18 protein-coding genes are annotated in these 24,007 nt (G+C 38.0%); 3 read left to right on the forward strand and 15 right to left on the reverse strand.

Annotation, left to right across the window (positions count from 1 at the left end; all coding sequences use genetic code 11):
- Positions 1-3 precede the first annotated feature (3 nt).
- The 8 genes from murC to CC204_RS05720 all read right to left on the reverse strand — a co-directional run bounded on the left by murC (position 4) and on the right by CC204_RS05720 (position 12,116).
- Positions 4-1,338, reverse strand: coding sequence for a UDP-N-acetylmuramate--L-alanine ligase (gene murC, locus CC204_RS05685; RefSeq protein WP_088269236.1), 1,335 nt, complete (start codon positions 1,336-1,338; stop codon positions 4-6).
- 242 nt (positions 1,339-1,580) lie between these two features.
- Complete coding sequence (locus tag CC204_RS05690) at positions 1,581-2,468, reverse strand: hypothetical protein (protein ID WP_088271668.1); 888 nt, start codon at positions 2,466-2,468, stop codon at positions 1,581-1,583.
- 205 nt (positions 2,469-2,673) lie between these two features.
- Positions 2,674-3,972 (reverse strand): asparagine--tRNA ligase, encoded by a 1,299-nt coding sequence (gene asnS, locus CC204_RS05695; RefSeq protein ID WP_087641562.1) that lies wholly within the window; start codon positions 3,970-3,972, stop codon positions 2,674-2,676.
- 46 nt (positions 3,973-4,018) lie between these two features.
- Positions 4,019-5,209: a pyridoxal phosphate-dependent aminotransferase gene (locus CC204_RS05700; RefSeq protein ID WP_088269238.1), complete on the reverse strand. Its 1,191-nt coding sequence runs from the start codon at positions 5,207-5,209 to the stop codon at positions 4,019-4,021.
- An 89-nt stretch (positions 5,210-5,298) separates the two neighbouring features.
- The gene (locus CC204_RS05705) at positions 5,299-5,805 is read right to left on the reverse strand and encodes a cell wall elongation regulator TseB-like domain-containing protein (RefSeq protein WP_088269240.1); all 507 of its coding nucleotides are present in this window, start codon (positions 5,803-5,805) and stop codon (positions 5,299-5,301) included.
- 86 nt (positions 5,806-5,891) lie between these two features.
- Positions 5,892-8,657: a helicase C-terminal domain-containing protein gene (locus CC204_RS05710; protein ID WP_088269242.1), complete on the reverse strand. Its 2,766-nt coding sequence runs from the start codon at positions 8,655-8,657 to the stop codon at positions 5,892-5,894.
- 172 nt (positions 8,658-8,829) lie between these two features.
- Entirely contained in the window at positions 8,830-10,341 is a 1,512-nt protein-coding gene (locus tag CC204_RS05715; protein ID WP_088269243.1) for a hypothetical protein, read from the reverse strand.
- 335 nt (positions 10,342-10,676) lie between these two features.
- Complete coding sequence (locus CC204_RS05720) at positions 10,677-12,116, reverse strand: amino acid permease (protein ID WP_088269245.1); 1,440 nt, start codon at positions 12,114-12,116, stop codon at positions 10,677-10,679.
- 686 nt (positions 12,117-12,802) lie between these two features.
- Between CC204_RS05720 and CC204_RS05725 the strand changes: the two genes are divergently transcribed.
- From CC204_RS05725 to CC204_RS05735, 3 genes are read left to right on the forward strand one after another with little or no spacing between them, the layout of a single operon-like run.
- Positions 12,803-14,068 (forward strand): glycosyltransferase, encoded by a 1,266-nt coding sequence (locus CC204_RS05725; protein ID WP_157894244.1) that lies wholly within the window; start codon positions 12,803-12,805, stop codon positions 14,066-14,068.
- On the forward strand, positions 14,052-14,702 hold the full coding sequence (locus CC204_RS05730) for a hypothetical protein (RefSeq protein ID WP_088269248.1): 651 nt from the start codon (positions 14,052-14,054) through the stop codon (positions 14,700-14,702). Before CC204_RS05725 ends, CC204_RS05730 begins: the two co-directional genes overlap by 17 nt.
- 38 nt (positions 14,703-14,740) lie before the next feature.
- Entirely contained in the window at positions 14,741-15,961 is a 1,221-nt protein-coding gene (locus CC204_RS05735; RefSeq protein ID WP_088269249.1) for an LPXTG cell wall anchor domain-containing protein, read from the forward strand.
- 288 nt (positions 15,962-16,249) lie between these two features.
- Here the strand turns inward: CC204_RS05735 and CC204_RS05740 are convergent, their stop codons facing one another.
- The 7 genes from CC204_RS05740 to CC204_RS05770 form a co-directional block, all read right to left on the reverse strand.
- Positions 16,250-17,299, reverse strand: a complete 1,050-nt coding sequence (locus CC204_RS05740) for a lysylphosphatidylglycerol synthase transmembrane domain-containing protein (RefSeq protein ID WP_088269251.1) — start codon at positions 17,297-17,299, stop codon at positions 16,250-16,252.
- A gap of 31 nt (positions 17,300-17,330) precedes the next feature.
- Entirely contained in the window at positions 17,331-17,609 is a 279-nt protein-coding gene (locus CC204_RS05745) for a DUF1294 domain-containing protein (protein ID WP_088269253.1), read from the reverse strand.
- Positions 17,610-17,691: 82 nt separating this feature from the next.
- Complete coding sequence (locus tag CC204_RS05750) at positions 17,692-18,603, reverse strand: diacylglycerol/lipid kinase family protein (protein WP_088269254.1); 912 nt, start codon at positions 18,601-18,603, stop codon at positions 17,692-17,694.
- Between the two features lie 99 nt (positions 18,604-18,702).
- On the reverse strand, positions 18,703-19,932 hold the full coding sequence (gene pepT / locus CC204_RS05755) for a peptidase T (RefSeq protein WP_088269256.1): 1,230 nt from the start codon (positions 19,930-19,932) through the stop codon (positions 18,703-18,705).
- Between the two features lie 23 nt (positions 19,933-19,955).
- Entirely contained in the window at positions 19,956-21,074 is a 1,119-nt protein-coding gene (locus CC204_RS05760; RefSeq protein ID WP_088269258.1) for a Nif3-like dinuclear metal center hexameric protein, read from the reverse strand.
- Entirely contained in the window at positions 21,064-21,774 is a 711-nt protein-coding gene (locus CC204_RS05765; RefSeq protein WP_088269260.1) for a tRNA (adenine(22)-N(1))-methyltransferase, read from the reverse strand. The genes CC204_RS05760 and CC204_RS05765 overlap by 11 nt, the downstream gene beginning before the upstream one ends.
- 86 nt (positions 21,775-21,860) lie before the next feature.
- The gene (locus CC204_RS05770) at positions 21,861-23,774 is read right to left on the reverse strand and encodes an endonuclease MutS2 (RefSeq protein ID WP_088269262.1); all 1,914 of its coding nucleotides are present in this window, start codon (positions 23,772-23,774) and stop codon (positions 21,861-21,863) included.
- Between the last annotated feature and the right edge of the window lie 233 nt (positions 23,775-24,007).

Here is a 24,007-nt window from a genome sequence, read left to right on the forward strand (position 1 = left end):
AAATTATAGAACGTTTCTTGTTGTATTACTTAATAATGTTTCGTAGGCTTGCTCAAATTTTTGAACATCACCGGCACCCATAAAAATGATCACAGCATTTTCGTGATCTAGTAACGGAGAAACATTATCTTCCTTGATCACTTGACCACCTTTTTCGATCTTATTACCTAAGTCTTCGATTTTTACATCGCCTTTTTGTTCTCTTGCTGATCCAAAAATATCGCACAAGTACACATGATCCGCTAAATCTAGAGCATCTGCAAATTCATCCATCAATGCAATCGTCCGCGTAAAGGTATGAGGTTGGAAAACAGCAATAATTTCTTTATCAGGGTATTTTTGACGTGCACCATCGATCGTCGCCATGATTTCAGTTGGATGATGAGCATAATCATCAACAATGATCATATCTGACACTTTTTTCTCAGTAAAGCGACGTTTAACACCTGAAAAAGTTAGCATTTCTGCTGCAACTTTAGACATGTCCAGTTTTTCAAAGTAAGCAACTGCGATCACACCAAGTGCATTCATAATATTATGTTGACCAAAAGCTGGTAAAACAAAGTGTCCTACGAATTGATCTTTATGGTACACATCAAAAGAAGAACCTTCTGTTGTTCGTTGAATGTTTTTAGCCTGAATATCATCATCATCATTCAATCCATAATAATAGATCGGCACATCAGCTGATAATTGACGTAAATATTTGTCATCACCATAAGCAAAAATACCTTTTTTCACTTGTGCTGCCATTGTTTGGAATGCTGAAAAAACATCTTCAATGCTCTTATAGTAATCAGGATGGTCGAAATCAATATTCGTCATGATCGCATAATCCGGTGAGTAAGCAAGAAAATGACGACGGTATTCACAAGCTTCAAAAGCAAAGAACTCTGCTTTGGGATCGCCATGACCTGTCCCATCACCAATCAAATAACTTGTTGGTGCTATTCCTGTCAACACATGTGAAAGCAGACCTGTTGTACTTGTTTTCCCATGAGAACCAGTCACAGCAACACTTGTATAAGGTTGAATGAACCGTCCAATAAAATCATGATAGCGAATGATTTCGGCACCTAACTCTTTTGCACGAACTAATTCTTCATGTGTATCCGGAAACGCATTTCCAGCGATAACAACCATATCTTTTGTGATATTGTCTGCGTTGAATGGTAAGATCTTCACTCCAGCTTTTTCTAGGTCACGCTGTGTAAAGAAATACTCTTCTACATCAGATCCTTGTACCTGATAGCCTTTCTCAAATAAAACAAGAGCCAATGAACTCATTCCAGATCCTTTTATGCCAACAAAATGATGTAATTTTTCTTGATTGCTCATTATAATCCTCTTTTCCTAAAATCTCTATGTAAAATGCGATTTCTTATATTAGTCAGCAAATGCATGCTACCCATTATCGTACAAATTTCTAAAATAATCAACCCAAAAACAGTGGATCTTCCATAGCGTTAAAAAAGACGCAAAAAGTTAAGTGCGAAACAAAAGTTATTTTTAGTTTTGTCTCGCACTCTTTGAAGGCTTCTGAAATAAGTTGACCTTTCTGTCCCATCCTCAGAATGCTACTAATTAAAATACTTGCTATTTTCTAATTCCATACTTGAATCTTCAATAATACCACTTAACGGCTTATCTAAAATACCCCGTTTTTTTTCACTTTCAGCCTCAGCAACTTTTTGACCATAGGCTGTTTGGCTCTTCGCATTGGCTTTTGCTGTTTTTAACTCTTTTCTAGAACGCGGCAGTGTTTGACTGATATCTTCTTGACCAAAACGTTCCATATCAGGCTTGATTTGTTGATATTGACGTCTTGTTACAGGAATCTCAGGTGTTTCTTTGGGGATGTTGAATTTTTTGACCGTTGGATCTTCATTTCCTTTGACTTGAAATGCTGCTGGTTCATCATCAAACAAAAGATAAGAATTTTTATCCTTTTTCATCGCTGTTGCGAGTTCTTGTTCTGTTAACGCTGGCGTTTTTTTTTCCGGGATCACGGATGCCGGGATATACTTTGGCACAAAATAAGAACGGGCTTCATACGTATAATCTCTTGACGTTGCTTTTTTATCTCGGTTAGTCGATGAGCTGCCAAATCCATAACTACTTCTTTTAGGCATATTACCAAATAAATTTGGTTTTTGCTTTGTTGTCGTTTTATTATGGCTCATCATATAATTTGGCAAATTCGATTTGTGTTGCGCAAGCTCCGCCATCTGCTCCGGACTATGAGATACATTGCTATTATTTGTTTGTGTTGGTTGTTTCGTCATTGTCGGCTGCACGGTGATTGGATCGATCACAGGAGCCTGTGGTTGTACAGTAGTTGTATTTGTCAACATTGGTTCATCTTGAAACAATGTACGTTTATTCTCTGAAACGAGTTTTACACCTAAATCATCATCATAAGCTGGAAAACGAAAATGTTTTCTTTTGATTTGCGCTGGGTTTTCCATTGGATTCAGTCCTTTTATTGTACTTTCTGTCAATTCTACCATAAATTACTGGATTTCTAAACAATTTGCCTTAACTTTTCTTTTTTCTTACTGATCTTTTATGTCTATTCATTTTTTCATTGCGCAAAGTAAGAGATGTTTTTCGCAAAAAAAGCCATCGAAGCAAAGTAGCTACTCTGCCTCGATGGTTTTTCATAAGAATTTCTTATGGATAAATACGATTCAATAAGCGTGGGAATGGACTTGCTTCACGAACGTGTTCGATCCCAGCAAGCCAAGTCACAGTACGTTCTAGACCTAAACCAAAGCCTGAGTGCGGTACTGAACCATAGCGACGCAAATCTAAATACCAAGCGTATTCTGCTTCATCTAAGTTATGATTGCGAATTTGCTCTAATAGATAATCATGATCGACAGCACGTTCAGAACCGCCGATGATTTCACCGTAGCCTTCTGGTGCGATCATATCGGCACAAATCACAACATCATCACGCGTAGGATGTGGTTTCATATAAAAAGCTTTGATTGCTTTTGGATAGTTTAAAATAAATACAGGACGATCAAAAGAGTTCGCGATAAAGGTTTCATGCGGTGAGCCAAAATCATCTCCCCATTCGATATCATCAAACCCATTTTCTTTCAGTAATTCAACCGCTTCGTCATAAGAAATACGAGGGAATGGTAATTGTGTATATTTTTTCAGGACTTCTCTATCACGTCCTAAAACATCAAGAGCGTAATCACAATTATCCAACACACTTTGAACCAAGAAGGCTACATATTGCTCTTGGACTTCCAAGCTTTCTTCTTGATGCATGAAGGCCATTTCAGGTTCGATCATCCAAAATTCGATCAAGTGACGGCGTGTTTTCGATTTTTCTGCTCTAAAAGTTGGTCCAAATGAGAAGACTTTCCCAAAAGCTAAAGCCGCTGCTTCCATATATAATTGACCACTTTGGGATAGGTACGCTTTTTGATCGAAATAATTGGTTTCAAATAGATCTGTTGTGCCTTCTGCTGTGCTTGCTGTTAAAATCGGTGGATCGATTTTTACGAAGTTGTTTTTATTGAAAAATTCATAGGTCGCACGAATGATTTCGTTACGGATTTGCATAATTGCATGCTGACGGGATGAACGCAGCCATAAATGACGGTGATCCATCAAAAAGTCTGTCCCATGTTCTTTCGGTGTAATTGGATATTCATGACTTTCACCGATCACCTCGATGCCAGTCACACCGATCTCATAACCAAATTTTGAGCGGCTGTCTTCTCTGATTTCGCCAGTGATCCAGACAGAGGTTTCTTGCGTTAAGCTTTTCGCCAATTGAAAGACCTCTTCAGGTACCTCACTTTTGACAACGATTCCTTGAAAATAAGCTGTTCCATCACGTAATTGTAAAAAAGCGATTTTTCCGCTTGAACGTTTGTTGGCGATCCAAGCGCCGATTTTTACGGTTTCCCCCACATGATGTTTTGAATCAATAATTTGAATTTGTTCCACAATCGTCTCTCCATTCATTTCTTTTTTGCCATCCCGAATTGAGTATTTATTTGGTTGATTTTGCTTCAATAAATGCGGTGATTCGTTTCGCCGCTTCTTCTAATGTTGGTAAATCTGTTGCGTAGCTGATCCGAACATTTTCGGGTGCGCCAAAGCCTGCTCCTGTGACTAATGCGACATGGGCTTCAGCTAATAAGTCGTCTACCCATTTCGTTACATCCGTATAGCCGCAAAGGTCCATCGTTTCTTTGATATTTGGAAATAGATAAAATGCGCCTTGCGGTTTTTCCATTTTAAATCCTGGAATTGCTGCAAAAAGTGGATATATTTTATTTAAACGCTCTTCAAAAGCCTGTCTCATTGTTTCTACGGTATCCTGCTCCCCACTCAACGCTTCAATTGCAGCATATTGACTGACCGCGGTCGGATTACTCGTTGATTGTGAAGCGATGTCATTCATTGCACTGATGATTGCTTGATCTCCCACCGCATAGCCAATTCGCCAGCCGGTCATCGCATAGCTTTTAGAGACGCCATTGATAATGATCGTTTGCCTTTGGATTTCTTTTGATAAGGTTGATATTGGGGTAAAGACAGCTCCATTATAGACCAATTTACCATAAATATCGTCTGAGACAATCAAAATATCATGTAAGACAGCCCAGTCACCGATTTTTTGTAATTCTTCTTCTGTGTAAATCATCCCTGTAGGGTTAGAGGGTGTATTTAAAATCAAGATTTTGGTTTTGTCTGTTCTTGCTTTTTCTAATTGTTCAACAGTTACTTTAAATTTTTCTTCCTGTGCACACGTAATGAATACCGGTACTCCCTCAGCTAGCTTCACCTGTTCGCCATAACTCACCCAATAAGGGACTGGAATGATGACTTCATCCAACGGGTTTAAGACTGCTTGAAACAGTAAGTATAAAGCAAATTTAGCGCCATCGGTGATAATAACATTTTCCATCTGATACTCTAATCGATAATTGCGTTGAATATATTCTACGACCGCCTGCCTTAATTCTTTAATGCCGGCAGAGGGTGTGTAGTAGCTAGCTTGACCACTTTCGATCGCCTGAATCGCTGCCCGCTGGATATTCTTAGGTGTCGTAAAATCTGGTTCTCCAACCGTTAAACTCAATACATCATTTCCTTGAGCTTTTAGGGCATTCGCTTTGGCGGAAGCTGCCAAGGTAACTGAAGGTTCTAATTTTTGTGCACGTGTTGATATCTCCATACGATTTACTCCATTCATTTTTTATTCTTCATTTTTCATGTACTGCTCTACATACTTTTGTACTTCTTACACTAGCATAAATCGTCTCGTCAGACATTTTTTATGATCATGATTTCTTCTGCTTTTTCAAATGACAATAAATAGTAGGACAAGGAACCGTCATCGTTTTTAGTAATAACTTCCCATGTAGGTTTATCCTCGTATAGACCTAAGCTGATTTTTTGTATGTCTTTTTCTTTATAATCCGTGCTCATGATCTGGCGAATCTGTCCCTCTTCTACTCCGTCTTTTTGATTTAGTACAGTAATATTCTTCCCTGATTTCGGAATGATGACTACTAATTCTTCTCCTTTAGCATCTTTTCCCGTCACAGAAAAGGAGGTTTCCTTCCTAGTAAACCAGTAAAAGTTATCAACTGATTCAAGTTGAGCATACTCTTTTGCGATTGCTGTGGCTTCTTTTTCAGCTTGTTTCCACGGATGAGTTGCCCGTACATAGAAAATGACAACCATTACGATCACCACTAATAAGGCTGTAATGATTCCTAAAAGAATTTTTGTCTTTCTCACTTCATTTTGTTCTTTTTTCCCTTGCAATCGCCTCGTCCTCTCCTTACTTACTGGCTATCATTATAGCAGAAAACTATTTTTAATTTAATAGGCAGTAAGTAAATTTCTTTTTGTCAGCTATTTAAAAAATCTGCTAATTCCGACGTTATTTCATTTAAAGGTGCTTCTTTCACAGGTAGATCCTTTGGTAAAGCTTTGATCATTTGCTTCCCATATTTTGCTGTGATCAAACGTCGATCTAATACGATCATCGCACCTTTATCTTTATTTGAACGAATCAAGCGACCCAATGCTTGTCGTAAACGTAAAGTTGCTTTTGGCAATGCTTCATGGGTAAATGCTTGAATTCCTTTTTCCTCCAAGTACTCATAACGTGCTTTCACAAACGGCCGCTGAGGATTTTCAAAAGGTAAACGAGTAACGATCAGAAGAGATAAGGTATCTCCTGGCAAGTCTACACCTTCCCAAAAACTATCCGCGCCGAGCAAAATACTATTTTTAGAATGGATAAATCGTTTCAAGATCTTTTCTCGACTGCCGCTGATCCCTTGAGCCAAAAGTTCCCGTCCATCATTAAGAAAAGGCTGATGTAAACGATGATAAACGCTCGAAAGAATCTCATGAGAGGTAAATAGCACCAAGATAGAACGATTCTGCTGTGAAATTTCCTGAATAACCGTTGCGATGTAGGCCGAAAATTCAGCATTATTCACTTGATTGACTGCAATACCATCTGTTGGAATATATAAACGTGCATGATGTTCATAGTCGTAAGGATCGGGCAGCGTCTTGAATAAGGCGTCGGGCACACCTAATTTATTCGGTAAATATTTTTTATCTCTACCAAATTTTAATGTTCCGCCAGTATATAGAATATGCTGATACCGCTCATACCAAGTTGTTGTAGGCAAAATACTCGCCTCAAGATCATTGACAGCTAACGTACCGTACCCTTGCGATGTCCGGCTATATTCCTTGATCCAACGCGGCTGCCATTCATTCACATAAATGTCAAAGCACTCGTGTAAATGGTCGATTTGCTCAAAAAACTGCAGCAAACGGACAAAAATAATGCGATCAGAAGAAGTATACTTTTCTAAATGCTCTTCAATCGAATGCTGAATTCTTTTTTGGATCTCTTTCATTTCAGATAATAAAATATCGATTTTTTGAATTGATGCTTCTCCTTCTAAAGAAAGCTGATCGAACAATGATTTGACCAACAGTTCTGTCTCCATCGATTGTCGGTTTTGCTTTGGAAATAAAGCATTGATTTCGTAAAAAAGATCGCTGAACTCCTCAACTAGATCATTAGCTGCATTACAATAGATCCGCAACAAGCGCTGTTCTTCTTTGGACCTGTCGAAAATATTCGTGACTTGGTCAAATAGCTGCTCTTCTTCTAAATAAAGTGCTAGTTGTTTTTTAAATGACGCATAATTAAACTGACGATGAGAAATTTTACCTGCGATGTCCGGCAAATGATGCGCTTCGTCGATGATCAAATAAGGACTTTTTGGCAAAAGTGCCGTTTCTCTGAGCGATTCCTGAGCTAAAAATGCATGATTGACAATCAACACATTGCTTTGTTTGACTTTTTTATAAAGAAAGCGGACAAAGTCTTCCTGATACAGTGCATCTTGATTGGATAGAAAATCTATGCCTCGATGAGCAACATCACGCCAAAAAATATGATTAAAATTGATCAGCTGCAATTCGTCTAAATCACCTGTTACCGTTTCTAAGAGCCACACTAAAACGCCCATTTGATAAAGAGCATATTGCTTTTGCGGTAACGGATTCTTCAATGTCGCTTTAAAACGCTGTAAATCAATATAATGGCGATGACTTTTGATGATCGTTGCCTGTAGAGGTTTAGGACAAATTCGATTGGCCAGTTGGATGTCTTTTTCCACCAATTGATTTTGTAAAACAATCGAGACCGTACTAATGATCAACGGTTTTTCCGGTGTTGCCAAATAGCTCAAAGGAAATAAATAGCCTAAGCTTTTCCCAGTACCTGTCGCAGCTTCAATAAACAAATCTTTATTTTCATCCTGAGTAAAATGCTCATACACCAAATTCATCATACGACTTTGTTCCGAACGATAGCTTATCGTTTGTCCAAAAAGCTTTTCTTTGGTTTTTTTCTTCTTTGGAAATGTCGCCTGACCATACAATTTTTCTTCAAAAAGCGGAACTTCTTTTTTTCTTAATGCGATTCCTGAAACGACTCGATACTCTTTAGATAACGGTAAAATATCCTGTTTCATCTCTTCGTAAATATAATGGATATAACGGCTAGTATCCATGCCGGTTTGCTGACTCAACTTATCAATAGCTTCCATTGTGATCAGTGGTAATCGGCGCATCTTCGCTTCGATCAGCAATAGTAATTCCGCAGTGACCTGTGCATCACTATCGGCTTGATGCGGGTTATCGTGAACTAATCCCAAGCTTTCAGACAAATCACCTAATCGAAAACTTTTTTCCGTTGGTAAAAAGATTTGTGCCAGTTCCACTGTATCGATTCCGGGAATTTCTAGTTTTGGTGCTCCACAGCGAACCAACTCCTGCGCCAAAAACGAATAGTCAAAATAAATATTATGAGCGACAAACACAGTATCTGCCAAAAGATTGTAAATCGTCAGTGCAACATCTTCGAAATAAGGCGCTTTTTGGACTCTACTATTACTGATACCTGTAAGTTTTTGAATTTGTGGAGAAATAGCTTGATTGGGGTTGATATCTGTTGCAAATCGGGAAATGATTTTTCCGTCTTGGATCAGCACGCAGCCGAATTGGATGATTCGGTCAATTGACGAATCTGTACCTGTTGTTTCGATATCGACCACTGCATATATTTGACTTTTTTTCATTGCTTCCCCGCCTTTCTCTACCCTTGACGATTATACTACAAAACGACATTTTTTTTTAGTCTTAGTTGATAGCATTTAAGAAATTAAAAAGACCTGAAAGACAACGTGTTCCGTTATCTCTCAGGTCTTTTGACTACCATCTGTCATTTTTAGGCTGAATGCTATTAGAAATTTATTTTTCGACAGGCATCAGGCTTAAGTTCTGCATATATTGATCCATCAAAATATACCCTTCTAAACGGCGTAATAGATCCACAGAACAACGAACTTTTTTTCCAAATAAAGAACGGCTGTAAGCAAGTTCACGCATTTCTTGTAAAAATTCATCTAAAGAAGAAACTAAACTGGCACAGCTAAGACGCCCGCAAATCAAAACATCTTCTTTGCGCAGACGAACGACCTGCCCCCAAGAATAATTTAAATATTCTGCCTGATTGATTTGTGCTAATAATTCAGAACGCAAGATGCTTTTCTTTTGCACATGATTTTTCTTAGCTCCTAAGCGCATCCGTTTATTCATAAAGCGTAAATAAATTTCATCTTCTAAATTCTCCATCTCCGTTTTAGAGAAATTGGGAATTTTAGCAGGTGCATCAATTGTTTTACTACTTTTCAGTAGTTTTGAAAAACGTGGCCAGTTACTTGGTGTAGCTTTTTTCGTTTTTCTTTTCTTGAAGACTAGCAATGAGAGGTCAACTGGTTTAAACGCTGTGCTTTCTGTCTCAATTTCTTTGACCACAAGTTCCTGATCTGTGATTGATTTATTGCGTTTTAGCTTCATTGTATTTCGTTCTTTTTTAGAAACGAAACTCTCCGCTCGATCTGTCCTATCTTCTGCTTCTTGATTTGGATAAATTGTAGGTTCTTCTGTTGGGGAATCTTCTTGAACTGGTTTTTCCACCAATTCGTTCGCCAACTTTTTTTCAGGTTCTTTTACTGCCTCATCTTCTGTTACTGTTTGGCTTTCTTGCACTTTCTCAGCTGTTTCAGTCTCATCGATCAATTCGGCTTCTACAGCAACTTCTGATTGTTTCTCAGGCTTCTCAGTATCCTTTTTTTCTTCCTCGATCACTAGAGGCTGTGCTCGTTTTAAGTGGATAGTTTGGATACTTCTTGATATGATCGGATGAGTTTGTTTACTTTGCAACTCAATTTGACCTGAATGAATTGTTTCAGTCAGCTCATTGATCATTTTACGCAAACGAAAAATCTCATTCGATGTTTCGATCATTTGCTTCATCATTCCCTGAATCTCACCTGTGTTCAACTCTGACTGACTTTTAGAAACAAGAGAACGCTCTGATGACTCCAGCGTGATCTCTTCGAACCACTTTTTCAAGTTCATTCGTAATTCTCTTCTAGTTGGTTCAAAACTACCCATCAATAATGTATAGTACATTACTTCTGTTTCAACATACATGTAGATTTTTTTTACCACTAATTCTTCAAATTCTTCCGTTTCATCCCAGCTATCACAAATCGCATCAAAAAAAGCTTCACCTTCAGCTAAATTTTGATAATCTTTTGCCAGATTCAACTTTCGAACCAGGTAAAAGGCGTATGGGGTTTCTACATCATCGGCATAGATTTCACGGCCTAAATAATCCGGATCAACCTCTTTACAAAGAACTGTTGACCGTTCTTCTTTTTCTGATTGACGTTGTCGTTTACTAATCGTTCTCACTTCCTCAATTTTTTTCCTTTATAAATCGTATCATTTTTTTAGAAAAAAGAACACACTTTCTATTCTATTATACCGATAAATTCGTAAAATTGTTCTCATTTTTTTACAAATATCTTCAATTAAACGAAAAACACAGATAATACATACATTTAAACAACATTTATTCATTTTTTTCGTCCATTGACTAGCTTCTGCATCAGAAATGTTTAACTATCCTAATCGTCTCAAACATCACGCTTCTATTTTTTCACTTCGGTTCCTTTATTTAGCTGATGTATACTAAATAAAAAAGAGAGAAAATACTCTATTTGAGCATCTTCTCTCTTTCATTCCGCTTATGCGTTTGCTTTCTTTTTATCCCGACGTGCAAGTGCAGGTAAAATCATACCCAGCAAAATTAGCACGACTGGTGTAATCACATTTGAAGCCAGCTGGAAAAACCATGCTTTAGGATTTGCCGCAAAGTCGATTTTTGGCACCATACCTAAAATACAAGCGAAGGCCGTAAACAAGAAACACCACAAACCGAAACCAAAGGCGATTTTCGGATTCTTGATGAATTTATATTCTGAACTGTAATTTTTATATGCTTTATTCAACATCATGTAGGCAAAGAATACCCATAGATAACGCATCGGCATTACAACAGAGTTCAGGTTTGTCAGCCATTTTACAAGTTCTTGAATATTTTCAATACCAAACATTGGTAATACAATGATAATACTTACAAGAATACCCGTTAATAAATATCCATTGACTAATGTGCCTTTTTTACTTCTTTTACGTAAAGCTTCCGGTACAAAATCAGGATCAGCATCTGCTAAAAGAATTTGTAGCGGTGCATCAATTGAAAAGGCTAATGCTGAAATTTGTCCAATACCATTTGTGATCGCATAAATGATCATTAGTAGATTTCCAACGCCATAATACTCGCCTAAAAGTTGGAAAGCTGTATACGCCCCATTCGCCATTAAATCTTCTGGAATATTATTGCTTGCAAACAGCATCCCCATCGCAAATGACCCTAAAACAGCAGACACACCGACCATCGCTGCTAGGAAGATCATTCCTTTAGGAAACTCTTTAGATGGGTTTCTCATCGAATTGACATAAGGAGAAATCTTTTCCGCTCCTCCGACTGCAAAAACCAACATAGAGACGGTCGTAAAATAGCTAAAATCAAATTTAGGAATATACGTACTGACTTTATCCATATGAGGTGTTGCAAATTCAACTGTTGAGTTCATCATTGGGGCTCCGATCGCTAATAATATGAACAGCATAGACATGACAAAAATAGCTGTTCCGGCCATTCCACCAATGACTTTTAAGGTCATCAAACCTCTTGTTGATAATAGTAAAAAGATCAAAAAGATCGCTAAGGAAATCAACGTGATCCCCACAACAGAAAAATTACTTACAATGTTGCCATTCCCTTGGATCGCCCAACCAAAAGCAATCAAAACTAATTGCGGTTTTTGTGCTAAATAAGGGATGTGTACGACCCAATAGGTCCAAGCTGCATAATACGCTAAACGCTTAGTGCTCGTATTTTGCACCCAAGAGCTGACGCCTCCGCTACTGTCTTTAAACGTTGAACCTAATTGACCAACGATCAACGCATAGGGAATAAAATATAAGACCAAAATCAAAATCCATGATGTGACAACCGAAATTCCTTGTTGTGCATAGTTATTCACAACATTTCCTAATCCCCAAACCATGTTGAAAGCAATTAATCCTACGGTAAACCAACGTAATTGCTTTTGTTCCATCTAACCACTCCAATTCAATATAAAGTATAAAATATCCTTTTAATCATAATCATTTTCAAATCGTTAAACAAGCATTTCTCTGGATAAACGTCGGTTTTATCAGCAATTTATTAGATTAATAATAATACAATCGTTTTTTTTAATCTTAAAACGTTTATTCCCTTTGAAAATCTAATTCACCCCTTCCGAAAAGCTTTAATAGAACGGCATAAAACATAATCAAGCTTCCGTCTTCTCGTACTCACCAAATCATCATCTTTCTAATTTTTCCGAAAAATAGATTCGTGGAAATCATATATTCAAGGACTCCTGCCGATTTTCTTTCAAAAATAAACTGTTCTTTCTTTATTATGCAGCCAATCCTGATCCTATCTGGACTTTTCTTTTTTAACTATTTCGATTCTGCTTTTCGCCTAAGAAATAACATTTTCGATTCTATAGACTGATTAGAATAGTACTTTAAAAAAAGCTTTCAGCTTAAAGAACGCAACAAACTTTCTTCTGTAAGTCAGTGAACCTAACAATCAGCATAAAATAATAAACAAAAATACATTCTCATTAATTTAATTAATTAACAAATAAACTGATAAATTATTCTAATTTTATGTGATATCATACATATAGTCGACTTACCAACACATATTTTGCATCACATGAACCCTATAACCGTTAAAAGGAGGCACCCTTTGCCTATTATTTATGTTATTTCTTTAATTTTAATCAGTATCTATTATATCTATATAACAATGATAAAACATGCAGAGGAAGTCTACATTGAAAGTGACGAACGAACGAGTCCAGATCTCCATTACGTGATCGTAATCCCTTGTTTTAATGAAGATAAAGTCATCCAAGCAACACTTTCTTCTCTGTTGGAGTTTTCATTAACCAATATGTCTATTTACGTCATTGATGATGATTCATCTGATGATACAGTAAAAATAGTCAGCCAATTTTGCGATTCTAAAATCAACTTGATCAAAAAACAAAGACCAAATGCCCAAAAAGGGAAAGGGCACTCCTTGAATATTGCGTATCAGCAAATCCTTAGAGATTTTTCTGAGGCGGATGCGGAAAAGATCATTGTGACTATTTTAGATGCAGATGGCTTTTTATGTCCCGAAGCATTTGAAATAGCCGATCGAATTTTTAGTCATTCGACGATCCACGGTATTCAAGCGCGAGTTCGAATCATCAATAATTTTAAAAATGGAAACTTGCTTTCCTTACTGCAGGATATCGAATTTTATGAGGTTATTGGGGCTATGCAAAAATTTAGAATGAGAACGAAAACCGTTGGATTAGGGGGAAATGGACAGTTTACTCGTTTGTCTACCTTGAAAAAACTGCCTGAAGCGCCGTGGACAGATTGTTTACTTGAAGATTATGATCTGACAATACGTTTATTATTAAATCAAGAAAACCTTGTCTATTCGGAGCAGCTGATCATCTATCAACAAGGGTTAACCAGCTATAAACGTTATATAAAGCAGAGAAGCCGCTGGATTCAAGGCAGTTTGCAGTGTCATTCTTATATCAGAAAAGTCACTACATCAACAGTATTGAGTACAACTGGAAAAATCGAGATGCTATTTTTCTTGATACAGCCTTATCTCAATTTACTCAACAGTATTATTTTGATCGTTTCGATCCAACTTATTGGTCACGCTTTGATAGATGGTGCCACTTTACGTTCATTTTTTACCATAGGCATCATGTTTATCGTTACGGTTTATCCTGGTCTTTCCTTTACCAAACGTTATATCCGAGCAGTAAAAAAAATTGACCTAATCGAAAACTCGCCAAAAATCAGAAGCTATCTAGGAGGAATGCTTATGTATATTTATATCTTTTTTACGATTCCCAGTATTCTTTTAGCGTTCAGCCGCCAATTATTAGGAAAAAACTCCTGGTTTAAAACATCGAGAGACGAAAATGTTTCTATTAAGTAAAATAAATCAATTATTTGACGAGCGATTATTTTCAATTTTACCAATTATTATTATTTTAATCAGCATTGTTTTCGGTAAACTAATTGGGCTGATTTTTAATAAGACTAAGACTGAAGAAAAAAAACAATCCCAGCTAGCTTATCTAACAAAGTCTTCTGTTACACCTATTTTAGTTAACGATAAGAACAGGCAGCTTTTATCTGAATTAAAAAGTAGTTTATGTGATTTAACACTATCTCAGGAGAAGATCAAACAGATTCAGCAAATTTTTGCTCACGATTCCGATGCAGCGACTTTTGTGACTTTTTATCATGAAAAAAAAGAAGCCTTTATCTGTACTGGGCTCATCAGTAATGGAAAATCGATTACATTTACTCAGGCGATCGATGAACACTTTCTCGAACAATTACAAGGCGGTTTGCTTTCCGACCAGAAAGAATCCCTCTCCTCTGAGTTTAGAGCAATCCTTTCCATACTTGACCATCACGTACAGCTAACCGGAACAAATAAACAAATAGTGTCCAAAAAAATCTCAGACTACCTCTACCAAATCAATGAAGATCCAACAGCCCAAGTACCTGAGTACTCGTTCACTTATACTAAAGAACATTCAGTTAATCAGTATAAATATTGATTGATCAATCTATTTTAAAATACATTGGAGGGTCACTAATGCGCATTAAACACTTAGTTTTACCACTTATTTCATGTTTCCTTTTTAGTCTATTTTTTAATCCATCTGTTTATGCAAATGTCGACTTCGGCAGCTTGTATATTTCAAGTCCTACTATTATGGTCGGCGATACAGTGGTCGATGAGAACACAGAAATCAGTTATCATCAAAATGTTTCACTTACGTTTACCTACTCTGTTCCTAATGAAATAGCTATCACTTCGGGCGATACGATGAATTTAGAGGTTCCCGCAAATTGTCTGATCGCCTCCAGCTTTTCATATGATATTACAGCTGCCGACGGAACATTGATCCTAACGATCACAGGAGATGACCTGACCAATACAGTCACAGCCACTTTTGGTCCTTATTACGAATCACATACAACGAATCGCCAAGGTGAAATCCTCTTTTACGCTCGGGGAGCAAGCACCATAGAGAATTCAGACTGGGTCATGAACATGGTTGGCTGGAATAGCTATGACAATGCTTCGGCCGTTTGGAATGTCATCATCAATCCTGATTCACACTATATTACAAATGTCTTACTAACAGATATTCTTGGAACTAATCAACAGTTTGAAGAAGGCTTTTTAATCCAAGCAGCACTGGGCTCCTATGATAAAACAACCCAAGTTTTCCAAGAACTAGAAGCAATCGATCCAGCTCAGATCAGTTCAGCTGCGGATGGTTTCGTCGTTGATTTAGGTACACTGAATCATGCCGTTTCACTCACTTTTGTTTCAACTAAATTAGCTGATCCCAATCTACCTTACCGCAATAAAGCAATTCTTGAGGCAGATGGTGAAGGAGAACCTGTAATCATCGATGCAGAAACTCCTGCTATCGGTGGAGGCGGTAATGGCACAGGGGAACCTGGAGAATCATCTCAAACAAGTGAGACGTCAACAACGGAAGAAACAGAAGAAACAACCACAGATATTCCGTCTGAAAGCACTAGTTCAGAGGAACAACCTTCTGAATCCAGCACGACCGAATCAACGACGAGCGAAACAAGCAGTACCACTCAAACATCAAGCACTAGTAGTTCCTATCCAGAAACAAAAACGACTACGACAAATGCTTCAACCAGTCGTTCAAACAGCTTGCCAAAAACTGGGGAACGACCTTCTCTTTTTTTCCTGATCAGCGGCAGTTGCTTGTTAATTGGTTCCATCGCTTTTCTTATAAACAGAAATAAACAGACATACCACAATTAATAGATAAAGACCCTAACTAACGAGTGACTCTTATGTTCACCTCTAGATAGGGTCTTTGCTTATCAGATGCTTTTATTTATTTCTATTGGATTTCGAGTGGAACGTTTCAGTCTGAGCAAGCCCTTCAATCATCGTGGTCTTCTATTAAATGATTAAAATATAGCCTGTTTAGCCTATTTGATTCCACAAAAAAAGAGCCCATCAAAGTTCATGGCTCAACTTTAGACGCACTCTTCTCCTGATAGCTAAAATGGCTATGCGATCATTTCACTATAAAATAGGCACTATTTACTCATCTTCTAGTGTTTCTCTTTTTTCTTTTCTTACTGCATGCAGCTCTGATTGAATCTCTCTTCTTTTCTCAACCACGACAAAAATAAAACCGATCAAAAATGGCAGGACAAAGCTACCAAAACGATATAATAATAAAGATGAAACGGCATCAACTGTACCTACTAATGGTTTGAATAGTAACAAATAAACAAATTCAAAAGGTCCAATTCCTGCTGGCGTTGGAAATACACCAGATAAAATGACAGCAAAGCTAGTAAATGAAAAGACTAACAGGAAATCAATATTCGGATGATTCTCTACCAAAACAACATATGGAATCACATACCAAAACAGCAATTTGACGACATTCCAACCAAAAATTCGTAAGATTGCCGAGCGATCTTTGATAATCGTTTGGACTGTTTCTCTCAATGAATAAATTTGTAAATTACACTTATCCACCCAATCACGTAAGCCTTTACGCTTAAAAAACTTATTTGCCCAAGTGATTAAAAGGATCTGCAGATTGATACTACTTGATAGTACCAATAAAGACAGAATGATCAAAAAGGTTAAGATCACGCCTGCTAAAATAAATGGAATCATTTTAGGGGAACGTTCATAGAACAAAGAAAATTGAAAAATCAGTCCTAGAATTGCCCAAAAAATCACAGCAAGCTTGTACATGATCATGTGTAAAGCTGTTACGCCAATCCCTTGGGAAACGGCTAAGCCTTTTTTCTTATAAAAATAAATCTCTGAAAGTAACGTTCCTGTCCCAAATGAGATCACTCGATAAAAGGCAACATAACAGGAAGTAAAAAAACCATCCTTCGTAGTGAAATCTTTTTGAAAGTGCCCAGCAATTTCCTTGATGGAACGGCCTTCCACAAATTGATAGACAACACCTAAAATAATAACCAAAAGCAGAACAAGCCAGCTTGTTTCCATTAGTTGAGCAAAAATGTCACTCAACGAATTATCCATCACATAAATAATGACTCCGACGAAAATAGCCAACAAACCGATGTTCAAGAAAATTTTTGTTTTAGAATTGCTTTTCATAGTTTCTCCCAACTAACAATTGTTTTCACTACTATCCTTGATAACAAAAACAGATAATTGCAATAGCTACAAGTGTACCAAAGATAAAGAAAAAATAAAAGCGTAATTTTCGCGTTTTATGATGAAACAACTGCTGCGCCAGCAATCCTCCAATTCCTCCGCCGATGATCCCAATAAACAAAAGATCAAATTCAGGAACCCTCCAGCGTTTTTTCTCCGCTCTTTTTTTATCTAGATACATTGCAAAAAACTCAAATACATTAACGATCAATAAATAAACCCACGGCAAATGCCCCAACAACTCTATCATCCCTTCTCCTCCACAACCAATCTATTACTAGCATACCCTGAAAGGATACAAATTGTAAAGGGTGTTAAACAATTATCTCTACTTAGGCTTCCAGATTTTCTGGCACAAGTACAGTCATTCCATGCTTGACCACACTCATAGAAACTGGCAAATCTTCACTCGGATCGCCATCCACACGGGTGCCTACGGTTTTGTCTGAATAGCTGGAAATCTTGATTTCCGATGCAGTGAGATAATAAATGCCCGGGATTTCATAGACTTTTCCCAAAATAATTTTAGGTAAATAAAATGCTAATTTGAAAAAGTTCAATTTAGGCAAGATCGTCATATGAAATAGCCCATCATCCGGCGAAGCAGAGTCATCGAAATTAGTAAATCCGCCAACTGAGTTCGTCATCGTGACTGTGACAAGCTGTGTTTTCCCACGCCATTCTTCTTTTTCCGTCTTGATTGACAAGCGATATCGTTTTTTCTTTGCTAACAGCTTGAAAAAATTTCTAATGAAGATCAACTTTCCATATTTTTGTTTTTCTTTTTGACTGATTCTAGCCGCTGTATCTGCTAAGATCCCAATCGTCATCGTGCTCACGATCACCTTATCATTGATCATACCATAGTCGATTTTTCGGGTATTTCCGTTTAGGATCACTTCTGCGGCGGCTTCAAATTCTAATGGAATATTTAAAACTCTAGCCATATTATTGACTGTTCCTCCTGGAAGCAGGCCAACATTCAAATGAGGCAGTTGCTCCTTAAAGTCTGCTACATTATGATTGATCGTGCCGTCCCCGCCAATAAAAATCAACGTGTCAATGTGTTCATTTTTGGCTTTTTCAACCGTTTTATCACTATCACAATCTGGTCCTACTTGCTCTAAGAAAAATTGTGCGTTCGTTTGTCCATGATTTTTAGCATAGTCGACAAATTTTTCAGCCAGCTCTTTCCCTTCGTCTTTTCCTGAGGTTTCACTAAAAAGAATCATTACACGTTCCATTGCGTTCCTCTCCTTCCGGATTTTCTTCCATCAAAATAGGAAGTACGTCACGTTTATGTAACTGTACTCCCTAATTCAATTTTTAGCTATTGTTAGCAATTATTTAGCGTTATTTTCTGCGATTTTGACAATCACATTCGTTGCTTTTTCCATAGCTTGTAATGAAACAAATTCAAACCGACCATGCATATTTTCGCCGCCGGCAAAAATATTTGGCGTAGGAATGCCTAAATAAGAAATTTTAGAGCCATCTGTCCCGCCACGAACAGGCTCGATCACAGGATCGATCTCTAATTCGATCATCGCATTTTTAGCTAACTCAATAATGCTCATATCTTTTTCGATGATCTCTCCCATGTTGTAGTATTGATCATACAAATTGATTTGGACACGTTCTTGATCAAAAGGCTGATTAATGATTTCTTGAACCTTTGTGATCAAGGCTTTGCGCGCTTCAAATTTTTCGCGGTCGTGGTCACGGATGATATACGTCATTTTAGCTTCTTCGGGCGTTCCGCTCAATTCTGCTAAGTGGAAAAATCCTTCATAGCCGTCTGTTTTTTCCGGCACTTCATTTTTAGGCAGTTGATTATGAAAATCGATCGCTAATTGTAACGCATTGATCATTGTATTTTTAGCTGTACCAGGATGGACATTTTTTCCTTGGATCGTGATATCTGCTTGTGCGGCATTGAAGGTTTCGTATTGTAATTCACCTACTGGACCGCCATCCATCGTGTAGGCAAAATCAACATTGAACTGCTCGACATCAAATTTATCTGCGCCAACACCGATCTCTTCATCTGGTCCAAAAGCAACGCGGATCGTCCCATGCTTGATCGATGGATTTTTGATCAAGATTTCCATGGCAGTCATAATTTCTGCGATACCTGATTTATCATCAGCACCAAGTAATGTCGTACCATCTGTTGTAATCAGTGTTTGACCTGCATAGTTTTTCAAGTTGGGGAAATCGGTTGTATTTAACGTGAATTTTCCTTCTGGATCCAACTTGATCGTTGACTCACCATCGTAGTTTTCAAGAATTTGCGGATTCACATCGACAGCGTTGAAATCTGCTGTATCCATGTGTGCAATAAAGCCGATCGAACGAACTTCTTTTTCGATATTGCTTGGTAAAGTAGCAATCACAAAACCGTTTGTTTCGTTGTACGTGACATCACTCATGCCGAGTTCTTCTAGTTCTTTTTTCAAGGTTTGAGCAAATGCAACCTGAGTCTGTGTAGACGGAGTTGTTTCACTCTTAGAATTTGAGCGTGTTTCTGTTTTTACATAACGCAAAAAGCGTGGTAATAGATTTTCATACATCGATTCAGTTCCTTCTTTCCTTTTTATCTAAATTGAAATGGGTTGGTATTCACCTGTGATTCAATGAAGGTCACATCCCAATTATAGGCTTTTTTCCATTGATTGAATAGTTCGACCAATTTTGGTTTACACAATTGTTCGATATAATGTCCTGGATCGATGACAGCTAACTCTTCAGTCAGCATATCATGACCCGTGTGGTAGTAGACATCCCCTGTAATATAGACATCTGCCTGTTTTTTGATCGCATCACGGAAAAACTTTTCACCGCTGCCGCCGCAGATCGCAACACGCTGAATCATTTGTTCCTCATTCGCGCAAACAATTCTCAAACCCTCTAAGTCAAAAACATGCTTTACCTTCTCAACAAACTCACTAAAAATCATTGCTTTTGGCAGCTCACCGACACGTCCAAGACCAAACTCCTTCGTCATATTTTCGATCGTATACACGTCATAAGCAGGTTCTTCATAAGGATGGGCTTTCAGCATAGCTTCAATAACGTCTGCTTGAATCATTTCTGGAAAAATCACTTCGATTTTTGCCTCTTGAACTGCTTCTTCCTGACCGATGCGGCCGATCGTCGGATCAGCTCCTTCAAGCGGTGTAAATCGGCCCGTTCCAATCAATGAATAGCTAGTATTCTGATAATCACCTTGTGTGCCTGCTCCTGCTCGGCCTAAAGCCTGGCGCATTTTCGGTGCATCCTCGACTGGTACAAAGACGGCTAATTTTTTATATGCTACCGTATGTGTTTTTGTCAGATAGGTTGTATTTTCGATTTCAAGTAATTCACAAAACCAATCATTCAACCCATTCTCGATAATATCCATATTCGTATGTGCCGCAAATACGGCAATGTCATGCTTAAGCAAATCAGCATACATTTTTGTCTGCGGATCATCGGTATCAAGACGCTTGACCGCTCTAAAAATCGGCGGATGTTTAGCGATGATCAGATCCACTTGCTTTTCGACCGCTTCTGCTACAACTTCCGGACGCACATCCAACGTTACCATGATTCGGTTGACGTCTTTATTCAATGTGCCGATATGCAAGCCAACTGGATCTCCCGGTTCCGCCAACCATTGAGGGCAGTAAGCTTCAAAATGTTCGATAAATTCTTTTCCATTAAGACTCATTCGACAATACCTCCTGAATTTCAAGGATTTCCTTTTGAAGTTGTACGATTTTTTCTTGCGGGTCTCCAGCAGCTTTTTCCAGCTGCGCCAAAATAGTTTCTCTTTGTTTCAGCTCACGCTGCCATTTTTTTTGAAACACTTCTGAACGCTTGTTTAGTAAAATCGGACCAAACCGTCGTTCTTTTTCAGAATAAGCAATTCTAGTCGTCTCTCTTTTCGCCACAATGATTTCATAGATTTTTTTATTTTCTTCTATGATATCTTCTTCAAGTATAGTATAGCCATGTACTGTCAACCAATCACGAAGCGTTTTTTCTCCTATATTAGGTTGTAGGATCAGACGCTCATTTCCGGCTAGACGCTGGTTCTTCCAACCAGCGTCTAAAATATCGCGGATCAAAGCGCCGCCCATTCCACAAATCGTCACAGCTGAAATTTGGTCAGCCGTTTCTACAGCAGCTAATCCATCCGCCAAACGAACAGTGATTTGCTCTTCTAAGCCATTCTTTCGTACTTGTTTTTTGGCTGCTTGATACGGTCCTTCTACTACTTCACCGGCAACTGCAAATGCGATTTTTTTTTGTAATACTAACGCGGCAGGTAAATATGCATGGTCTGAACCGATATCTGCCAGGCGGCTATGTTCAGGTACTAATTCACCTACACGCTCCAAACGTTTTGATAATTGATTTTCATTCATTCGTCTTAATCCTCCATGGGTATTATACCATTGAAAAATGAGGAAGAAAACGTAGAAGCTATTTATTTTACACGCTTATTTTTCGTTTAACGCTTTTCTTCTGCCGCTCTTTTGGCTTGTCTTTCCTGCATTTCTTTTCTAAGCTGTTTATGGGCTTTTTTCGAACCTCGCTCTAAGTCTTTGCGTTTTTTCCGTTCTTGGAAGTTTTCAAATAGAGAATCCAAGTCATAGTTTGACGGATACAATTCTTTCGCGCTTCGATCTAATTTCAACTGTCGCTTGTGAACAGTGATTTTCTGTTGATCTACATAAATAACTACTTCATCAGACATTTCAGGAATTTCATAAACCAAACCAATTTTCTTTTGCTCTGTCCAAAATACTCGATCGCCTTTTTCATAGGTAGGAAAATGGGTTTCAATTTGCTTTTTCTCTTTGCTGACAAATATGGTCTTCTCCGTTTGATAGTTGCGGTCATATAGATATTTTTGTGCTTGCTGCACAACTTTAGCATCCAACTTCATTTTATTCGCGATCCAAAATGCATTACTCTCTCCAGTTTCACCAAGGATCAGTTGATATTTTGGTGTTAAGCGCTCTGAATCGAAGGCCATTGCCGCAGTCAAGAAATCTTCGTGCAGTTCAGAGAAACGTTTGATTTCCCCATAATGCGTCGTTGTGATCAGCAGACTGCCTTTGCGATAAAAAGCTTCCATAATGGCGATCGCTAAAGCCGCACCTTCATTAGGTTCTGTCCCACTACCGATTTCATCCAATAGAATCAAACTATTTTTCTTGGTTTTCGCAAGAATCTCAGAGATGTTATGCATATGACCTGAAAAGGTACTCAAAGCATTTTCGATACTTTGCTGATCACCGATATCGACAAAAATTTGGTCAAACAAAGCAATATTCGTGCCCTCATCCGCAATGATTTGCAGACCGATCATCGTTTGTAAGCTGATCAACCCGACCGTTTTTAAGACGACCGTTTTACCTCCAGCGTTTGGTCCAGTGATCGTTAGTCCGCGATACTCCTTGCCTAGTGACAGATTCAATGGAACCGCCGTTTCTCCCAATAAAGTGTGTTTTACATTGACAAATTCAATGATCCCATCTGTATTGATTTTAGGTTCGATCCCATTGATTTCCCGACTAAATTTTGCTTTAGCGAAAATCATGTCATAATGGGCGACTACCTCAATGTTTGACTGTATGCTCTGCATTTGTTCAGAGATCATGCCAGTTAAGGTCGAAAGGATCTGGTAAACTTCTGTCGCTTCTTCCATTTTCAGTTGGTACAATTTATCATTCAGCTTGGCTACAGCGGCTGGTTCGATAAAAACAGTCGTTCCTTTGGAAGATGCTTCAACGATAGTACCAGCAATTTGATTTTTATAGCTGGCTTTGATTGGAACTGTAAAACGGTCATTCTTCTTAACGATGATCGCTTCTTGAAGTTTCGGTTTATTTTGTGTATTCCGCATAAAACTATTCAGTTTTGATTCAATTTCTTTTTCACATTCCTGCAGCCCTTTGCGAATTTTACGAAGCTCACGACTAGCATCTGTTTCGACTTGGTTATTACGGATCACTTGGTAGATTTCATCTTCGATCGTTGGAAAAATTTGCAGCGTTTCGCTGTATTTCGCCAGTAAGGGAGCAATGAATTGATTTTTCTGCATAAAGGATTGGATCAAACGACTGCTGCGGATAAAGTCCGCGTAGCTCACTAATTCTTTAGGCTCTAACACAAAGCCTTTTTCGACTTGTTTCGTTAAATGTTCAATATTATTCAGCCCCATGAATGGAACATGCAGATTTGCCATCAGCAATGCTTTGGCTTCCGCTGTTTCCTGAAGGCGTTTTTCAACAACTTCTATCCGGCTGCTCGGCTTCAATTGCTCGATTCGTTCTTTGCCGTAAGAACTGATTGCATAAGTCATCAATTTTTCTTTGATTGTCGTAAATTGTGTTTTAATATAGGTTTCTTTATTCATTGGTTTCTCCTTCTTTTTAGAGACACCCATCTTTAAATGAATAGATCAAAAAATTTAGCCTTCTATATTATTTCCGTATTTATTCATGAAAAAAGGGATGAAGATTCCCTTCATCCCAAAAACATCAATAAATACAGACCATAAATCATCTAGTTGATCGGCCATTGATAAGAGGTAAGATAGGTATCAAACATAAGTACGCTAAAGAAGCCATCTAAAAATGGTCATTTATT

Source organism: Enterococcus wangshanyuanii, from assembly GCF_002197645.1.
Lineage (GTDB): Bacteria > Bacillota > Bacilli > Lactobacillales > Enterococcaceae > Enterococcus_L > Enterococcus_L wangshanyuanii.

Coding starts and splice junctions, on each gene's coding strand:
- CC204_RS05710 (WP_088269242.1), bottom strand. CDS start 8,657: ATGAAAAAAAGTCAAATATATGCAGTGGTCGATATCGAAACAACAGGT.
- CC204_RS05720 (WP_088269245.1), bottom strand. CDS start 12,116: ATGGAACAAAAGCAATTACGTTGGTTTACCGTAGGATTAATTGCTTTC.
- CC204_RS05765 (WP_088269260.1), bottom strand. CDS start 21,774: ATGAATGAAAATCAATTATCAAAACGTTTGGAGCGTGTAGGTGAATTA.
- CC204_RS05750 (WP_088269254.1), bottom strand. CDS start 18,603: ATGGAACGTGTAATGATTCTTTTTAGTGAAACCTCAGGAAAAGACGAA.
- CC204_RS05740 (WP_088269251.1), bottom strand. CDS start 17,299: ATGAAAAGCAATTCTAAAACAAAAATTTTCTTGAACATCGGTTTGTTG.
- CC204_RS05730 (WP_088269248.1), top strand. CDS start 14,052: ATGTTTCTATTAAGTAAAATAAATCAATTATTTGACGAGCGATTATTT.
- CC204_RS05700 (WP_088269238.1), bottom strand. CDS start 5,209: ATGGAGATATCAACACGTGCACAAAAATTAGAACCTTCAGTTACCTTG.
- CC204_RS05745 (WP_088269253.1), bottom strand. CDS start 17,609: ATGATAGAGTTGTTGGGGCATTTGCCGTGGGTTTATTTATTGATCGTT.
- CC204_RS05760 (WP_088269258.1), bottom strand. CDS start 21,074: ATGAGTCTTAATGGAAAAGAATTTATCGAACATTTTGAAGCTTACTGC.
- CC204_RS05735 (WP_088269249.1), top strand. CDS start 14,741: ATGCGCATTAAACACTTAGTTTTACCACTTATTTCATGTTTCCTTTTT.
- CC204_RS05770 (WP_088269262.1), bottom strand. CDS start 23,774: ATGAATAAAGAAACCTATATTAAAACACAATTTACGACAATCAAAGAA.
- CC204_RS05690 (WP_088271668.1), bottom strand. CDS start 2,468: ATGGAAAACCCAGCGCAAATCAAAAGAAAACATTTTCGTTTTCCAGCT.
- murC (WP_088269236.1), bottom strand. CDS start 1,338: ATGAGCAATCAAGAAAAATTACATCATTTTGTTGGCATAAAAGGATCT.
- pepT (WP_088269256.1), bottom strand. CDS start 19,932: ATGTATGAAAATCTATTACCACGCTTTTTGCGTTATGTAAAAACAGAA.